This is a genomic window from Modestobacter marinus (genome assembly GCF_011758655.1).
GTDB lineage: Bacteria > Actinomycetota > Actinomycetes > Mycobacteriales > Geodermatophilaceae > Modestobacter > Modestobacter marinus.
This window is the reverse complement of record NZ_JAAMPA010000001.1, coordinates 2,640,016-2,656,312: the sequence shown is the minus strand read 5'-3', so window position 1 is coordinate 2,656,312 and position 16,297 is coordinate 2,640,016. Positions and strand designations below refer to the sequence as shown.

Below are 16,297 nucleotides of genomic sequence, written 5' to 3'. Positions count from 1 at the left end.
AGTCTAGCGCGCCGCGGGCCCGGGATGTTCCGCGCGCCGCACAGGGGGCCGGTGGCCGCCCTGCGGACCGCGGGCACCGGGCCGACCGGCCTGCGCTCCCGGCCGCAACGGCGCCCGCCCGACACCCGGGGACACCGGGGCGTCGCCGTCGACCGCCTCGGCGTCACTGCGGATGTCGATGCGGCAGCCGGTGAGCCGGGCGGCCAGCCGGGCGTTCTGCCCCTCCTTGCCGATCGCGAGGGACAGCTGGTAGTCCGGCACGACGACCTGGACCGCCCGGGCGGCCGCGTCCACCACCCGTGCGCTGGTGACCCGGGCGGGCGACAGCGCGGAGGCGACGAAGCTGGCCTCGTCGTCGGACCAGTCGACGATGTCGATCTTCTCGCCGTGCAGGTCGCTCATCACGTTGCGGACCCGCTGGCCCATCGGGCCGATGCACGCGCCCTTCGCGTTCAGCCCGGGGACGCTGGTCCGGACCGCGATCTTCGACCGGTGCCCGGCCTCCCGCGCCACCGCGACGATCTCCACGCTGCCGTCGGCGACCTCGGGGACCTCGAGGGCGAACAGCTTGCGCACCAGGTTGGGGTGGGTGCGCGACAGCGTCACCTGCGGGCCGCGGAAGGTGCGGGCGACGGAGACGACGTAGGCCTTCAGCCGGCTGCCGTGCCGGTAGTCCTCACCGGGCACCTGCTCCGGCGCGGGCAGTGTGGCCTCCACCTTGCCGATGTCGACGAGCACCATGCCCTGGGTGTTGCGGCGGTCGTGCGCCTGCACGATGCCGCTGACGATGTCGCCCTCCTTGCCGGCGTACTCCCCGAAGGTCTGCTCGTGCTCGGCGTCCCGGAGCCGCTGGATGATCACCTGCTTGGCGGTGCTGGCCGCGATCCGGCCGAAGTCGGAGGGGGTGTCGTCCCACTCGTGGACGACCTCGCCGTCCGGGCCGAGCTCCTGGGCCAGGACGGCGACCTCGCCGCTCTTGCGGTCGACCTGCACGCGCACGTGCTTGGCCGCCCCGTCCGCGTGCCGGTACGCGGTGACCAGTGCGGTCTCGATCGCCTGCAGCACCGTGTCCGCGGGGATGCCCTTCTCCCGCTCGACCGCCTTGAGAGCCGTCACGTCGATGTTCACTTGTTGCCTCCTCGTCGCGACCGGGGGTCCCGCGGCGCGCGGCGCTGGGCCGGTCGCCCGGGCCTCCTGCTCGCGTCGACCGCACTGGTCCCGGTCGGGTCCTGCTCGTCGTGGTGCTCGTCCTCGGCGTCCCCGGCCTCGTCGCCGTCGGTCGCGTCGTCTGTCTCGTCGTCGTCTGGCTCGTCGTCCTGGTGCTCGTCGTCCTGGTCGTCGTCGGGCGCGTCCCCGTCGGCGTGGTCGACCAGCGCGGCGTCGCGGTGCCCGGCCGGGCGGGTGAACTCCACCTGCACCCGCGCCTCGCCCAGCTCCGCCCAGGGCACGGTGCGCTCGCCGACGGCCTTGCGCACCTGCCCCTTCTTCGTGCCGCCCTTCTCCACGGCCAGCACGACCCCGCCGTCGTCGACCCGGACGACCCGGCCGGTGAGCTGCTCCCGGCCGGAGTCGGGGCCCACGGCGACGACGACCAGCCGGCCGACGTTGCGCCGCCAGTGCCGCGGCAGGCTCAGCGGACGGTCGACCCCGGGGCTGGTGACCTCGAGGACGTACGGCGAGCGGCCCAGCGCCTCGTCCTGCGCGTCGAGCACCTCCGACAGCGCCCGGCTGACCTCGGCGACATCGTCCAGGCTGACCCCGGAGTCCCGGTCGACGACGACCCGGACCACCGACCGCTGGCCGGCGGGGCGGACGACGAGCTCCTCCAGGTCGTACCCGGCGGCGGTGACCACGGGCTCGACCCAACCGGTCAGCTTGGCGGTCACCACGTCCGCGGTGCCTGCACCTCGCGTGGACACCGACTGCCTCCTGTTGTGTGGGAACCGCGACGTGCCACCGGGTGGGTGCCCCGGTGGCCGGCCGGGCGGGCCCGACGGGCCACCGGCGTGCTGCGCGTGAAGGTCCAGGCTACCGCCCGCACCGCGAGCACCACCGGTCCCGCGAGTCGCGACCGGCGCTCCGGTGCGTTCGGCGGGAACGGTCACCCGCGGCTGCCAGGATGGACGGCGATGTCCGGACCCCTCCCCGCTCCCCCGGCCGCCGGCACGTTCACCCGGCGCAGCCTGCTGGTCGCCGCCCTCGCCGGCACGGCCCTGGTCGCCACCGGCTGCACCGGCAGCTCCGGCGACGAGACCGACGCGGTCACCCCGGCGCAGGTCGACCGGCTGGCCGCGCAGGTGCGCGTGCAGGAAGAGGTGGTGGCCGCCTACGACCAGGCGCTGAGCAGCGCGCCCGGGCTGGCGGCGGAGCTGGCCCCGCTCGCCGCGCAGGCGCGCGCGCAGCTGGACCGGCTGCGGGCGGCCGCCCCGGGCGACACCGCGACGGCGTCGGCGGCACCCGCCGGCGCCGCTGCACCGACCGATCCGGCGGAGGCACGGGTCTGGCTGCGGGGCGCCGTCGGCGCGGCGGCCACCGCACACGCCGAGGCCTGCCCGGAGTTCACCGGGGGGCGGGCGGCGTTGCTCGGCAGCATCGCCGCGGGCCTGCGGGGCCAGGACGGGCTGCTGGCATGAGCGCTGCACCAGGACGAGCAGCCGGGAGGCGGGACGACGATGGCTGACGGCACCGACTTCCCCGCGGGCGGGGACACGGCGGCTGGGGGCACGACGGCGGAGGACGCCGCCCTCCAGGAGGCGCTGGCCGCCGTGCACGTGGCGATCTGGGGCTACGGGGTCGTCGGTGCGGCGCTCCCCGCGGAGTCCCGGGACGCCGTGGTCGCTTGCGAGCTGGCGTACCTCGGACTCCGCGACCAGCTCGTCGGCCTGCTCAGCGACCGGCAGGTCGAACCGGTCGACGACGAACCGGGGCACACCCTGCCCTTCCCCGTGCTCTCCCCGGTCGACGCCGCAGCGCTCGCCGTCGTGCTGGAGGAGGGCGCGTCGGCAGCGTGGACGTGGGTGCTGGACCAGGCCGGCGAGCGCAGCACCCGGGTGCTCGCCGTGGCGGCGCTGAGCGCCGCGGAGGTGCGGGCGGTGGGCTGGCGCACGCAGGCCGGCCGCACCCCACCGACCAGCGCCTTCCCCGGCCTGCCGGAGGCCTGAGCCGCCGACTGCCGGCCCGGCCGACGCCGACCGTCAGCCGCCGAGCGCCGCGAGGAAGGCGTCGGCGACCTCGACGGCGACGCTGCTGGACTGCCCGCCCTCGACGAGCACCGCGAACGCGACGTCGCCCTGCGGGCCCCCGAGCTGGTAGCCCATGAACCAGCCGTGTGCGTCCAGCGGCGTGTTGGTGCCGTACTCCGCGGTGCCGGTCTTGCCGTACACCTCGCCCCGGTCGGCCAGCCCGGTGGCCGTCCCGCTGAGCACCACCTGGCGCATCATCGGCCGCAGTGCGTCCAGGACGGCCGGGCCGGGTCCGGCGGGGGCCGCGCCGGCCGGCTCGCCTCCCACGACCTCCACGGGGGCGGCGGGGGTGCCACTGGCGATGCCGGCGGCCACCAGGGCCAGCTGGGCCGGGCTCATCAGCACCTGCCCCTGGCCGATCGCGTCGGCGGCCTCGGTGGTGCCGGTGCTGGCTGCGGGCACCTCGCCGCTGAAGACGTCGACCGGCAGCTGCCAGTCGGCGCCCACCCCGTAGGAGGCGGCCGCCTCGGCGAGCGCCCCGTCGGGGAGGGTGAGCGCCTGCTGGATGAAGGTGGTGTTGCAGGACTGGGCGAACGCCTCGGTCATCGGCACCGTGCCGAGGTCGAACTGGTCCTCGTTCTCGAACTCCCGGCCCTCCACCGTGGTCGTGGCCGGGCAGGGCACCGGCGTGTCGGGGGTGACCGTGCCGGCCGACAGCAGCGCCGTCGCCGTCATCGTCTTCATGCTCGAGCCGGGCGGGAACTGCCCGGTCAGGGCGTTGACCGGGTTGGCCGCCTCGTTGGAGCTGACCGCCAGGAGCTCCCCGGTGCCCGGCCGGACCGCCACCAGGTGGGTGGGCAGGGGCTGGGTGGCCACCGCGGCGTCGGCGGCGTTCTGCACCGCCGGCAGCAGCGGGGTCTGGACCGCGGTGCCCGGCACGGGGTCGACGGTGGCGACGACCCGCCCGGGGTCCTCGAGGGCCTCGTCGGTGCTCACCACCCGGACGGTGAACCCGGGGGTGCCGGCCAACTGCTCCTGCCGGGCCCGCTGCAGCCCGGACAGGCCCAACCGGTCGCCGGCGGCGTAGCGCGCCTCCCCGTCGGCGTCCACGGCGTCCTCCAGCACCTCCGCGGTGGCGTCCCCGACCCGGCCCAGCAGGGCGAGCCCGAACCGGGACGTCGGGGCCAGCAGCCGGGTGCTGGTCGGGAAGACCGCCCCGGGCAGGTCGTACACCTGGGCCCGGATCGCCTCGAAGTCGGGCCGGCGCAGGGTGATCACCGGCACGAACTGCCCGGCCGGGGCGGCCTGCACGTCCGCGGTGATCTCCTCCGCGGAGATCCCGGTCGCCGCGGCCAGCCCGGCGGCCAGCGCCGGCAGGTCGGTGACCTGGGCGGTGTCCACCCCGACGTCGACGACCTCCGTCTCGGTGAACAGCGGTGCGCCGGTGGCGTCGGTGATCGGCGCGCGCTCCGGCAGCGACCGGTCCAGCTCCAGGCGCTGGCCCTCGGACAGCTCCGGGTGGACGACGGCCGGCTCGGCGACCACCTCCCAGCGGTCCTCCCCGTCCTGCTCACCCTCCTGCAGCGCCAGCGTGGCGTCGTAGGTCCAGTCCGGGGCCGCGACGAGGTCCCAGGTGGCCTGCCAGGTGACGTTCGCCGCGCCGTCGGAGACCGACACCTCGCCCAGCTCCGTGGTCAGGGTCGCCCCGGGCAGGTCGGCGGCGGTCTGCTCCAGCAGCGCCCCGGCCACCGCGGGATCGGTCGTGCGGTCGGCGGCGGCGTCCACCCGGCCCGCGGCCCAGTCGTCGAGGAAGGCCTGCGCGGCGTCCCGGACGTCGTCGGAGGAGTCCCCCGAGCACCCGGTCAGCAGGGGGGCGAGGACGAGGACCGCGGCCCCTCCGGCCGTCGTGACCCGGCGGGTGGCCCCGCGGCTGCTGCTGGACCCGTGTCGGCTGCGCACTCCCCCACCCTGGCAGAAGTCCGCCGGCGATCCGGAACCCCTCGCCGCACCAGCCCCAGCGCCCCCAGCCCGGTCAGAACAGGATCGAGGCGAAGGTGCCGACCTGCTGGAAACCGACCCGTTCGTAGGCGGCGCGGGCCGCCCGGTTGTAGTCGTTGACGTAGAGGCTGACCACCGGGGCGATCGCCGTGCGGGCGTACTCGACCACCGCCGCGGTGCCCCGCTGGCCGATCCCCTGGCCGCGGTGCTGCGGGGAGACCCACACACCCTGCACCTGGCAGGCGTCCCGGGAGACCGCGCCGATGTCGGCCTTGAACAGCACCTCGTCGCGCTCGATCCAGGCCAGCGAGTGGCCCGCGTGGACCATCTCGGACACCCGGGCGCGGTAGCCGGCGCCGCCGTCGACGCGCAGCGGACTGACCCCGACCTCCTCGGTGAACATGGCCACCGCGGCCGGCAGCAGGGTGTCCAGCTCCTCGGCCCGGACCGGCCGCACCCGCGGCTCGGCCGGCACCGCCGCCAGCCCGGAGATGGCCAGCAGCGGCTGCCGGGCGCGCACCTCCCGCGCCGGGCCCCAGGAGGGCGCCAGCAGCTCCCACAGCGGGAGCACCGCCGCCGCCGGACCCACGATGGTCGAGCACCGTCGTCCGGCCCGCCGGGCCCGGTCGGCGAACGCGGCCGCTGCGGCCCGTTCGGCACCCGGCTGCGCGAAGGGGATCAGGTTGGCGCCGGCCAGGCAGACCGCATCCAGCCGGCGGCCGGCGTACACGCCCCACAGCGGTGCGCCCAGCGACGCGGTCGCGGTGCCGTGGGTCTCGATCCGCCCGGCGAGCATGCAGGCGCCCACCGGGTCGGTCGCCAGCAGCTCGCGGACGGCGTCCTCGTCGCCGGCGTCCAGGACCCGGGCAGGCGAGGAGCGCAGCACGCGGACCACCGTCCTCGATCGACCGTCGTGGGTGGGCGGGTCAGGAGACGGAGACGACCGGCGGGCCCGACGGCGTGCCCTCGGCGACCTGCGCCTCGGCGATCCGCATGGCCTCCTCGATCAGCGTCTCGACGATCATCGACTCGGGAACGGTCTTCACGACCTCGCCCTTGACGAAGATCTGCCCCTTGCCGTTGCCGGAGGCGACGCCCAGGTCGGCCTCGCGGGCCTCACCCGGGCCGTTCACGACGCACCCCATGACGGCCACCCGCAGCGGCACCTCCATGCCCTCCAGCCCCGCGGTGACCTCGTCGGCGAGCTTGTAGACGTCGACCTGGGCCCGACCGCAGGAGGGGCAGCTGACGATCTCCAGACCGCGCTGGCGCAGGTTCAGCGACTCCAGGATCTGGTTGCCGACCTTGACCTCCTCCGCCGGCGGCGCCGACAGCGAGACCCGGATGGTGTCCCCGATGCCCTGGGACAGCAGCGCGCCGAAGGCGACGGCGGACTTGATCGTGCCCTGGAAGGCCGGGCCGGCCTCGGTCACGCCGAGGTGCAGCGGGTAGTCGCACTGGGCGGCCAGCAGCTCGTAGGCGCGCACCATGACCACCGGGTCGTTGTGCTTCACCGAGATCTTGATGTCGCGGAAGTCGTGCTCCTCGAACAACGAGCACTCCCACAGCGCCGACTCCACCAGCGCCTCCGGCGTCGCCTTGCCGTACTTGGCCAGCAGCCGCTTGTCCAGCGAGCCGGCGTTCACCCCGATCCGGATCGGGGTGCCGGCGTCCTTGGCCGCCCGGGCGATCTCGCCGACCTTGTCGTCGAACTTCTTGATGTTGCCCGGGTTCACCCGCACCGCGGCGCACCCGGCGTCGATCGCGGCGAACACGTAGCGCGGCTGGAAGTGGATGTCGGCGATCACCGGGATCTGCGACTTCTTCGCGATGATCGGCAGCGCCTCGGCGTCGTCGGTGTCGGGCACCGCGACCCGCACGATCTGGCAGCCCGAGGCGGTCAGCTCGGCGATCTGCTGCAGCGTCGCGTTGATGTCGGCGGTCTTGGTGGTGCACATCGACTGGACGCTGACCGGGGAGTCGCTGCCGACCCCGACGCCGCCGACGTCCAGCTGACGGGTCTTCCGGCGCGGTGCGAGGACGGGCGGCGGAGAGGCGGGCATGCCCAGCGAGACGGTCACGGTTGGTCAGTCTCCCACTTACTGCAGGGTGATCGGGTTGACGACGTCGGCGATGACGAGCAGGCCGGAGAGCAGGATGAACAACCCGGCCACGACGTAGGCGACCGGCATCAGCCGGGCGATGTCGAACGGGCCGGGATCGGGCCGCCCGCGCACCCGGGCCACGGTCGAGCGGGCCTTCTCGTACAGCGCACCGGCGACGTGGCCGCCGTCCAGCGGGTAGAGCGGCACCAGGTTGAACAGGAAGAGCACCAGGTTGACGCTGGCCAGCAGCGACACGAAGAAGCTGAGCTTGTCCAGGTTGCTGAACTGCTCCAGCGCGAACGCCTCCCCGGAGAGCCGGCTGACCCCGACCAGGCCGATCGGGCCCTCGCGGTCGCGCTCCTCGCCCAGGAAGGTCGCCCGGAACAGCTGCGGGATGCGCTCGGGGATCTGGACCAGTCGCTGCACCGACTCGGTGACCACGGTGGCGAAGTAGCCCGGCAGGGAGCTCAGCGGCTGGCCGACGTAGTCCGTGGCGGACTGCACGCCGAGGTACCCGACCGTCTCCGTGCCGTCGGGCTCACCGTCGGCGTCGCGGTCGGTGTAGACGGTGTTCTCGATCGGGGTGACCGTGAGGTCGAGCCGTTCGACGGCGCCGTCGTCGTCCGGCCGGGCGACGGTCAGCGTCAGGGGCGTGCTGGCGCTGGCCTGCACCGTCTCCACCAGCGCGTCCCAGCCGGCGCCCGGTTCCTGGGTGACCGGCTCGCCGTCGATGGCCAGGATCGTGTCCCCCGCCTGCAGCCCGGCCTGGGCGGCCGGGCCGGCCGGCGGCAGGCCGCAGTCCGCCGTCCCCGCCGCGCAGAGCTCACCGGCCGGGGTGATCGGCACCTGGCACGGGTCCTCCGCGGTGCCGCTGGCCGCGCCGGCCGGCAGCACGCAGTCGGGCACCGCCGCGATCGTGGTGGTGGTCGTCGGCAGGCCGATGCCCACCAGCAGGACCAGGAAGAGCAGCACCGCCAGCACCAGGTTGTGGAAGGGGCCGGCGAACATCACGATCACCCGCTGCCACCACGGCTTGGCGTAGAACACCCGGCCGCGGTCGGAGGGCAGGACGTCGTTGAGGGCCGCCCCGCGCACCTCGGCGATGAAGCTGCGCATCCGGGTGGCGCGCTTGCTCTCGCCCTCCTCGGCCGGCGGGATCATGCCGACGATCCGGATGTACCCGCCCAGCGGGACGGCCTTGATGCCGAACTCGGTCTCCCCGCGACGGCGGGACCACACCGTCGGCCCGAAGCCGACGAAGAACTGCGGCACCCGCATGCCGAACTTCCGGGCCCAGAAGAAGTGCCCGAACTCGTGGAAGCCGATGCTGAACAGCAGCCCGACGGCGAAGGCGACGATCCCGAGGACCGTCAGCAGGAACCCGCTCAGCTCAAGCTCCGTCTCGGATCGTCCGCGTCGATGGCGGCGCGGGCGTGCTCCCGGGCCCACTTCTCAGCGGCCAGCACGTCCTCGACGCAGGTGGGTGCGCCGAGGTCCGGCGCGGCGTCGAGGGTACGCGCGATGACCTGGACGATCCCTGGGAACGACAGGCGTCCGGCGGTGAACGCGGCGACCGCCTCCTCGTTGGCCGCGTTGTACAGCGCCGGGACGACGCCACCGGCCTCCCCCGCCTGCCGGGCCAGCCGGACCGCCGGGAACACCTCGCCGTCCAGGGGCAGGAACTCCCAGGTGCTCGCGGTCGACCAGTCCAGGGCCGGCTGCACGTCCGGCAGCCGGTCGGGCCAGGCCAGCGCCAGCGCGATCGGCAGCCGCATGTCCGGCGGGCTGGCCTGGGCGATCGTCGCGCCGTCGGTGAACGTCACCATCGAGTGCACGATCGACTGCGGGTGCACCACGACGTCGATGTCGGCGTACGGGACGCCGAAGAGCAGGTGCGCCTCGATCAGCTCCAGCCCCTTGTTGACCAGGGTCGCGGAGTTGATGGTCACCACCGGGCCCATGTCCCAGGTGGGGTGGGCCAGCGCCTGCTCGCGGGTCACGCCGGCCAGCTCCCCGGCACTGCGACCGCGGAACGGCCCACCGCTGGCGGTGAGCACCAGCCGGGCCACCTCGCCCCGCGCGCCACCGCGCAGGCACTGGGCCAGCGCCGAGTGCTCGGAGTCGACCGGCACCAGCTGGCCGGGGGCCGCCGCCGCCGTCACCAGTGCGCCACCGGCGACCAGCGACTCCTTGTTGGCCAGGGCCACCGTGCGGCCGGCGGCGAGCGCGGAGAGCGTCGGCCGCAGCCCGATCGACCCGGTGATCCCGTTGAGGACGACGTCGGCCGGACGCGCGGCCAGCTCCTCGGCCGCGCGCGGGCCGGCCAGGATCTCCGGGAGTGCGTAGTGGCCCTGCGCCCAGCCGCGCTGCTGCGCCGCGGCGTAGAAGGCCAGCTGCAGGTCCTGTGCGGCGGTGGCGCGGGCGATGGCCACCGTCCGCACGCCCAGGGAGAGGGCCTGCTCGGCCAGCAGGGCGACGTCGCCTCCGCCGGCGGCGAGCCCGGTGATCCGCAGCCGGTCCGGGTTCTGCCGGGCGACCGCGATCGCCTGACGCCCGATCGACCCGGTGGACCCGAGCACGGTGACCGTCCGGGGTTCGGTGCTGCGCGGCTCGCTCATGCGGCTGATCCTGCCAAGTCCCCCGCCCGGGCCCCCGCCGTCCACCCCGGGGCGTCCGGTCCGGGCGCGCCCGCCGGGTGCCCGGGAGGCGCGCCTGGCATCATGGCGGTGAGCGGCCCAGCGCCCTCACGTCGGACAGAGCAGTGCCGCGACTGCGGCGACGAGTGCCAGCGAGGATGCCAAGTGAGCGAGCACAGCGGCCGGGGACAGGGTCACCAGACGAGCGCCCGGGTGATCGAGCAGTCCACCCGCGAGGAGGGCATCGTCCGCGCCGGCGCGACGCCGGTCCACGACGAGCACCCCGCGGACTGGGGCTGGCACGCCGAGTCGGGTCGGGTCGGCCGGATCACCGGCTGGCTGATGGTGCTGGCCCTGCTGGCCCTGCTCTTCGGCAACCACGACGGCCAGGTCGAGAACCTGTGGATCCTCGGCTTCGCGCTCACCCTCGTGGTCATGCTGCTGTGGGACGTGCGCCGGCGGAAGAACGCCTGGCGCTCGCGCTGACCCGTCCGGCCGCTGCCCAGCGGCCCGAGTGACCTGACCGAGGCCGTCTCCCCACCGGGGAGGCGGCCTCGGTCGCGTCGTGCCGACCACCGACGGACCGCAGGACTGTACGAATGTGCCCGGGACTGCGCAGCCCGACTGCACAACTGGACATCGATGTGGACAGGGACCGTGGACGATCAGCCGGAGTGCTGTGCACATCTGGTCGACATCACCGCGTGTCGCACAGGAATCTGACAGGCAGGCCCTGCGGAGGCGCTAGACAGCGCCCCACAGGTCCGGGTGCCCGGGCCGCCATCCACGGAGGAACCCGATGAGCCGCCTGACCCGCACCCGCGCCGCCGTTGCCACCGGCCTCACCCTGGGCACGGCGACCGCCGGCCTGCTGTTCGCCCCGGCCGCGCTCGCCGCGCCGGCGGCGCCGACGGTCTCGCCGTCCAGCACGGTCGCCCCCGGCACCGAGTACAGCGTCTCCGGCGTCGGTTGCACCCCGGGCGCGGCGAGCACCGTCGTCTCGATGGTCCCCGACGTCGAGCACCCCCAGTCCGGCGACGGCACGACGCCTGCCGCGGACGGCTCGTGGAAGATCGACATGACCGCGCCGACCGAGCTGGGCAGCTACTCCTACCGGCTGACCTGCGACCAGTACACGACGAAGTTCTCCTACGGCACGGTCACCATCACGGTCACCGCCGACGGCAAGCCGGTCCCCCCGGCCACCCCGGCCGCGTTCGTGCCCGGCGCCAAGCCGAACACCCCCGGCATCGCCGTCGCGTCCAGCACCGGCGCCACCAACGTCGCGGCCCCGGGCCAGAAGGTCACCAAGACCTACAAGGGCTTCAAGGCCCACGAGAAGGTCACCCTGGTGCTCCACTCGACCCCGGTCACGCTGGGCACCTTCACCGCCGACGCCAACGGCGTCGTCACCGCCAGCTTCACGCTCCCCGCCGGCACCGCGCTGGGCACCCACACCCTCGCCTTCGACGGCGACGCCGGCAGCCACTTCGAGGAGACGCTGACGCTGACCGCCGACGGCAAGGCCCTGGCCTACACGGGCGCCAGCGTCACCCTGCCGCTCGTCGGCGGTGCCGTGCTGGTCACCGCCGGCGCCGGCGCCCTGGTCCTCGGCCGTCGCCGCAACGCGGGGGCTGCGCAGGCCTGAGCATGACCCCCAGCAGCACGACGGACGCCGGCCAGGACTCTCCTGGCCGGCGTCCGCCGCGTTCCCGGGCGGTGCGGTGGGCGCTCGCCGTCACGGCTGCGCTCGTCCTCCTGACGGTCGTCGACCTCGCGGTCCTGGCCGGTCGGGTGGACCGGGTGGCGGTCTCGACCACCACGGGCCCGGGGACGACGTGGGTGCTGGTCGGCCTGGACTCGCGGGCCGTCCTCCCGGCCGGTGCCTCGGCCGAGCAGTTCGGCACCACCGACGACGTCCCCGGCGCCCGGGCCGACGTCGTGCTGGTGGTGCACTCCGACGGGGACGGCACCACGGTCCTCTCGGTGCCGCGTGACCTGGTGCTCACCGCCGGGGAGACGTCCGGTCGGCTGGCCCTCAGCTGGCTCGACGGCCCGCAGGCCACGGTCGACTCCCTGTGCGGTCTCGGCATCCCCACCGACCACCTGGTGAGCGTGGACCTGGCCGGGTTCGCCGAGATCGTCGACGCCACGGGCGGGCTGGCGGTCGACGTCCCGGCTCCCGTGCGGGACCCCGCTGCCGGGCTGGAGCTCACCGAGGCCGGCCTCCAGCAGGTGGACGGCCGGACCGCCCTGGCGATGGTGCGCTCCCGCCACCCCGAGCAGCTGGTCGGCGGCCGGTGGGTGCCCGCGCCGGTCGACCCGGACGGCCGCGCCTCGGCGGCCGGGCAGGTGGTCGACGCCCTGGTCGACCGGGTGCAGGGCACGCTGACCCGGCCGTGGGAGCTGCAGCGGGTCGCCTGGGCGGCCACCGGCGCGCTGACCGCGGACGAGGGCACCTCGGCCCGTGACCTGGCCGCGCTGGCCACGTGGGACCTCGGGCCGGTGACCGTGCTGCCGGTCGGCGACCCGGTGGACGACACGCTGCTCCGCTTCCCGTCCCCGGCGACGGCCGACGTCATCGCCGCCGCCGGCATGTCCTGCGCCGGCTGACCGCCGGTCAGGTGACCGCGACGCCGATCGCACTGCCGATCAGGTAGGTCGCGCCGGCGGCCAGCGCCCCGAACAGCAGCTGGCGCAGCGCCGACCACCACCAGGGCCGCGGGGTGAAGCGAGCGGACAGCGCACCGGCCACAGCCAGCCCGATGGCACCGCAGACCAGCGCCACCCACAGCAGGTCGAGACCGAACAGGTAGGGCAGCAGCGGCACCACCGCGCCCACGGAGAACGTCACGAACGAGGAGACGGCCGCCACCCGCGGGGAGGGCTTGTCCTCCGGACTCAGCCCGATCTCCGCCACCACGTGCAGCCGCAGCGCCGTCTCCGGGTCACGGGAGAGCTGCACGGACACCGCCTCGGCCAGCCCGTCGTCCACGCCCCGGGCGCGCAGCAGCTCGACCAGCTCGAGCCGCTCCCCCTCCGGGTTGCGCTCCAGCTCGCGCCGCTCCTTGGCGACCTCCAGCTCCAGCTGCTCGTTCTGCGTGGTCACCGAGGTGTACTCGCCCAGCGCCATCGAGATCGCACCGGCGACCAGGCTCGCCACACCGGAGAGGACGACGGTCTGAGCCGCTGCGCCACCGGCTCCGACGCCCGCCACCAGCGCGGTGTTGGTGACCAGGCCGTCCATCGCCCCGAAGACGGCGGCCCGCAGCCAGCCACCGGAGACGTCGGCGTGGCTGTGCTCGTGCAGCTCCGCGTCGGGCAGCTCGCTCACGACTGGTCGGACTCGGCTCCCAGCGGGACGGCGTCCTCGACGGTGGGCACCGGGACGGCGACGCTCGGGACCCCGTCGACCTGGTCGGCGGCAGCCAGCTGGCCGCAGGCCCCGTCGATGTCCGAGCCCCGGGTGTCGCGGACCGTGGTCGGGACGCCGGCGGCGCGCAACCGGGCGACGAACTCCCGCTGGGCCGGCAGCGGGCTGGCGTCCCACTTGCTGCCCGGCGTCGGGTTGAGCGGGATGAGGTTCACGTGCGCCAGCCGCTTGGCCAGCAGCTTCCCGAGCAGGTCGGCGCGGAACGGCTGGTCGTTGATGTCCCGGATGAGCGCGTACTCGATCGAGTACCGGCGACCGGTGCGGCGGGCGAAGTCGTCGGCCGCCGTCAGCACCTCGTCGACCTTCCAGCGGGTGTTGATCGGCACCAGCTCGTCCCGGAGCTCGTCGTCCGGGGCGTGCAGGCTCACCGCGAGCGTGACGTTGAGCCCCTCCTCGGTGAGCTTGCGGATCGCCGGGACCACCCCGACCGTCGACACGGTCACCGAACGCTGGGACAGGCCCAGGCCGTGCGGCGCCGGGGTCAGCAGCGCGTCGAGCGTCTTGCGCACCCGGGCGTAGTTCGCCAGCGGCTCCCCCATGCCCATGAAGACGACGTTGGACAACCGGCCCGGCCCACCGGGGATCTCGCCGTTGGCCATCGCCGCTGCTGCCGCGACCGCCTGGCCGATGATCTCGGCCGCGGAGAGGTTGCGGGTCAGGCCGCTCTGACCGGTCGCGCAGAACGGGCAGGCCATGCCGCAACCGGCCTGGCTGGAGATGCAGACGGTCGCGCGGTCGGGGTAGCGCATCAGGACGCTCTCCACCAGCGCACCGTCGTGCAGGCGCCACAGCGTCTTGCGGGTGCGACCGCCGTCGGCGGACTGGTGCCGGACGGGGGTCAGCAGCCCTGGCAGCAGCGCCCCGGCCAGCTCGGTGCGCGAGGCGGCCGGCAGGTCGGTCATCTGCGCCGGGTCGGTGACCCCGGCGTAGAAGTGCCGGGCCAGCTGGTCGGCGCGGAACGCCGGCTGACCCAGCTCGACGACCGCCGCGCGGGCCTCGGCCCGGGTCAGGTCGGCGAGGTGCCGAGGCGGCTTGGTGCGGCGGGGGGCGTCGAAGACCAGGGGCAGGACAGTCATAACGCCCCCATGCTCCCACCCCTGGGCCGTCGGAGGTGGCTCAGCGGGGGTGACATGGCTCCCCGGGGGGTGCCGCGTCCCGTCAGCTGCGGCCGAGAGCCTCCGCCAGCGTCGCCGACGGGGCGGGTGCGCCGGCGGGCGGGGACGTCGGCGGCGGGGACGTCGGCGGCGGGGACGCCGGTAGCGTGGGCATCGGCGGCGTGGGCGCCGGTGGCGTCGGCGTCGGTGGTGCGGACGTCGGCGGCGTGGTCGCGGTGGGAGGCGCCGTCGGGCCGGGCACCGGGGTGGGGGTCGGCTCGGGCCCGACCGGCGGCACCGTGCCGCCACCGCCGGAGCCGTCCCCCGGTCCGCCGGGGACCTCCGCGTCGCCGCCAGGACCGGGGGCGTCGGGATCGGTGGGCGCGGGGCCGGGCGGCTGCGGAGTGGGCTCCACCGGCGAGCACGCCGCGGCCGGGACGGGGACGTCGACCGTGACGTCGGGGACGGGGGCGGAGCTCTCGTCCGGGGTCTGGTTCTCGTCCGGGACGGGCTCGGGCACGAGCACCGGGCAGTCGCCGTCCGGCACCGTCGGGGGCCCGACCGGGTCGATCGGGGCGGGGTCGACGGGAGCTGGGTCGACCGGGGCCGGGTCCACCGGCGCCGGGCCCACCGGGGCGGGGGCGGCCGGGGTGAGCAGCGGGGGCACCGGCTGCAGGGCGGGACCCGCCGGGTCACCCGGCTGCGTGCCGGGACGCGGCGCCGCCACCACCCGGTACGTGCGACCGCGGGCCGACGAGGTGGCCACCGGCGTCGAGGCCGTCACGGGGGCCGGTGTCGCAGCCGCGCTCGGCGTCCCGGCCGGCGCCGTGACGACCGGGACGTCCGGGGCGACGGCGCCCAGCGCAGGGAGCCCGCCCGAGCGAGTCGCCGGTGAGCGGTTCGCCGTCGTCGGCGCGGGTCGCTGGTCGGTGTCGCGCTGTACCGCCGCGACCGAGGGGCCGGCGCTGTCCGAGCCCCCGGGCAGGGTGAAGCCGGCCACGACACCGGCGACGACGAGCACCGCCGCGGGGAGGAGCACGCGGTACCGCCGCCGGGGCCCTGCGGCCGGCGGGGTACGGACGGACGGCGAGTCCACGGCAGGACCGGTGCCGCGTGCGCCGGCGGCGGCCGGCGCGGCTGCGGCGGCCGGCGCAGCTGTGGCGGCCGGCGCGGCTGTGGGCAGCGCCTCGGCAGCCCGGATGTCGGCTGCCCAGGCGGCGAGCCGCGCCTGGCTCTCCCGCTCGGCGGTGCGCTCGGCCTCGCGCAGTTCGGCCAGGGCAGCGACCAACTCGGCGGACGTCCCGGGGACCAGGTCCTCGAGGGCAGGCGGCGGGGTCTCGGGCGCCGCGGGCTCGAGGAGGGCGTCGGCGGCTGCGTCGGCGTCGGCGTCGGCGTCGGCGTCTGCGTCGGCGTCTGCGTCTGCGTCTGCGTCTGCGTCTGCGTCTGCGTCTGCGTCTGCGTCTGCGTCTGCGTCTGCGTCTGCGGACGAGAGCGTGGACGCCGTGGTGGGGCCGAGATGGAGCCACTGCGGCAGCCAGGCCTCGTCCCACGGAACAGCATCGGACGGGGTCTGACCGGTCGGTCCGCGGTCGATGGACGAGGAGTCCCCCGACCCGCCCACGGGCGACCGGTCGACCTCGACAGCCGAGGCCTCCACAGGCTCAGCTGCCGAGCTCTCGATGGCCGGCCCGCCGCTCACCGGCTCTTCGGTCATCGGCCGCTCGGCCATGGGCACGTCGGACGCCGACCCCACGGGCGCCAGCCCCTCGGACGCCGGTCCGTCGAACTCCCGTCCCGCGGACGCCGGCACCTCGGACACCGCCCCGCCAGACACCGCCTCGCCAGACAC

The 16,297-nt window shown here is 75.3% G+C and carries 15 protein-coding genes; 5 read left to right on the top strand and 10 right to left on the bottom strand.

The window, feature by feature from the left end; all coding sequences use genetic code 11:
* Positions 1-3: 3 nt before the first annotated feature.
* Both nusA and rimP read right to left on the bottom strand, forming a co-directional pair.
* Positions 4-1,128 carry a transcription termination factor NusA gene (gene nusA, locus FB380_RS12595; protein ID WP_166755332.1) on the bottom strand — a complete coding sequence of 375 codons (1,125 nt, stop codon included), beginning with the start codon at positions 1,126-1,128 and terminating at the stop codon, positions 4-6.
* The gene (gene rimP / locus FB380_RS12590; RefSeq protein WP_229682075.1) at positions 1,125-1,919 is read right to left on the bottom strand and encodes a ribosome maturation factor RimP; all 795 of its coding nucleotides are present in this window, start codon (positions 1,917-1,919) and stop codon (positions 1,125-1,127) included. The genes nusA and rimP overlap by 4 nt, the downstream gene beginning before the upstream one ends.
* 210 nt (positions 1,920-2,129) lie before the next feature.
* On the opposite strand from rimP, the gene FB380_RS12585 reads away from it, so the two are divergent.
* Together FB380_RS12585 and FB380_RS12580 are read left to right on the top strand one after the other, a co-directional pair.
* Positions 2,130-2,633, top strand: coding sequence for a hypothetical protein (locus FB380_RS12585; protein WP_166755331.1), 504 nt, complete (start codon positions 2,130-2,132; stop codon positions 2,631-2,633).
* 39 nt (positions 2,634-2,672) lie between these two features.
* Positions 2,673-3,161: a ferritin-like domain-containing protein gene (locus FB380_RS12580; protein WP_166755330.1), complete on the top strand. Its 489-nt coding sequence runs from the start codon at positions 2,673-2,675 to the stop codon at positions 3,159-3,161.
* Between the two features lie 33 nt (positions 3,162-3,194).
* On the opposite strand, the gene FB380_RS12575 is transcribed toward FB380_RS12580, so the two are convergent.
* The 5 genes from FB380_RS12575 to dxr form a co-directional block, all read right to left on the bottom strand.
* The gene (locus FB380_RS12575; RefSeq protein ID WP_166755329.1) at positions 3,195-5,141 is read right to left on the bottom strand and encodes a penicillin-binding transpeptidase domain-containing protein; all 1,947 of its coding nucleotides are present in this window, start codon (positions 5,139-5,141) and stop codon (positions 3,195-3,197) included.
* Positions 5,142-5,214: 73 nt separating this feature from the next.
* Positions 5,215-6,066 carry a GNAT family N-acetyltransferase gene (locus FB380_RS12570; RefSeq protein ID WP_166755328.1) on the bottom strand — a complete coding sequence of 284 codons (852 nt, stop codon included), beginning with the start codon at positions 6,064-6,066 and terminating at the stop codon, positions 5,215-5,217.
* 40 nt (positions 6,067-6,106) lie between these two features.
* The gene (gene ispG / locus FB380_RS12565) at positions 6,107-7,261 is read right to left on the bottom strand and encodes a flavodoxin-dependent (E)-4-hydroxy-3-methylbut-2-enyl-diphosphate synthase (protein ID WP_166755327.1); all 1,155 of its coding nucleotides are present in this window, start codon (positions 7,259-7,261) and stop codon (positions 6,107-6,109) included.
* An 18-nt stretch (positions 7,262-7,279) separates the two neighbouring features.
* The gene (locus FB380_RS12560; RefSeq protein ID WP_229682076.1) at positions 7,280-8,734 is read right to left on the bottom strand and encodes a M50 family metallopeptidase; all 1,455 of its coding nucleotides are present in this window, start codon (positions 8,732-8,734) and stop codon (positions 7,280-7,282) included.
* Positions 8,671-9,903 carry a 1-deoxy-D-xylulose-5-phosphate reductoisomerase gene (gene dxr / locus FB380_RS12555; protein WP_166755326.1) on the bottom strand — a complete coding sequence of 411 codons (1,233 nt, stop codon included), beginning with the start codon at positions 9,901-9,903 and terminating at the stop codon, positions 8,671-8,673. The genes FB380_RS12560 and dxr overlap by 64 nt, the downstream gene beginning before the upstream one ends.
* 183 nt (positions 9,904-10,086) lie before the next feature.
* On the opposite strand from dxr, the gene FB380_RS12550 reads away from it, so the two are divergent.
* The 3 genes from FB380_RS12550 to FB380_RS12540 all read left to right on the top strand — a co-directional run bounded on the left by FB380_RS12550 (position 10,087) and on the right by FB380_RS12540 (position 12,534).
* Positions 10,087-10,407, top strand: coding sequence for a DUF2631 domain-containing protein (locus FB380_RS12550; RefSeq protein WP_166755325.1), 321 nt, complete (start codon positions 10,087-10,089; stop codon positions 10,405-10,407).
* A gap of 313 nt (positions 10,408-10,720) precedes the next feature.
* A complete protein-coding gene (locus FB380_RS12545; RefSeq protein ID WP_166755324.1) occupies positions 10,721-11,569 on the top strand; it encodes a hypothetical protein in 849 nt (282 codons plus the stop codon).
* A 2-nt stretch (positions 11,570-11,571) separates the two neighbouring features.
* Positions 11,572-12,534 carry an LCP family protein gene (locus tag FB380_RS12540; protein ID WP_166755323.1) on the top strand — a complete coding sequence of 321 codons (963 nt, stop codon included), beginning with the start codon at positions 11,572-11,574 and terminating at the stop codon, positions 12,532-12,534.
* Between the two features lie 7 nt (positions 12,535-12,541).
* Here the strand turns inward: FB380_RS12540 and FB380_RS12535 are convergent, their stop codons facing one another.
* The 3 genes from FB380_RS12535 to FB380_RS12525 form a co-directional block, all read right to left on the bottom strand.
* Positions 12,542-13,255, bottom strand: coding sequence for a VIT1/CCC1 transporter family protein (locus FB380_RS12535; protein ID WP_166755322.1), 714 nt, complete (start codon positions 13,253-13,255; stop codon positions 12,542-12,544).
* Positions 13,252-14,430, bottom strand: coding sequence for a dual-specificity RNA methyltransferase RlmN (rlmN, locus tag FB380_RS12530; protein WP_166755321.1), 1,179 nt, complete (start codon positions 14,428-14,430; stop codon positions 13,252-13,254). The genes FB380_RS12535 and rlmN overlap by 4 nt, the downstream gene beginning before the upstream one ends.
* A gap of 82 nt (positions 14,431-14,512) precedes the next feature.
* Positions 14,513-15,736, bottom strand: a complete 1,224-nt coding sequence (locus FB380_RS12525) for a hypothetical protein (protein ID WP_166755320.1) — start codon at positions 15,734-15,736, stop codon at positions 14,513-14,515.
* Between the last annotated feature and the right edge of the window lie 561 nt (positions 15,737-16,297).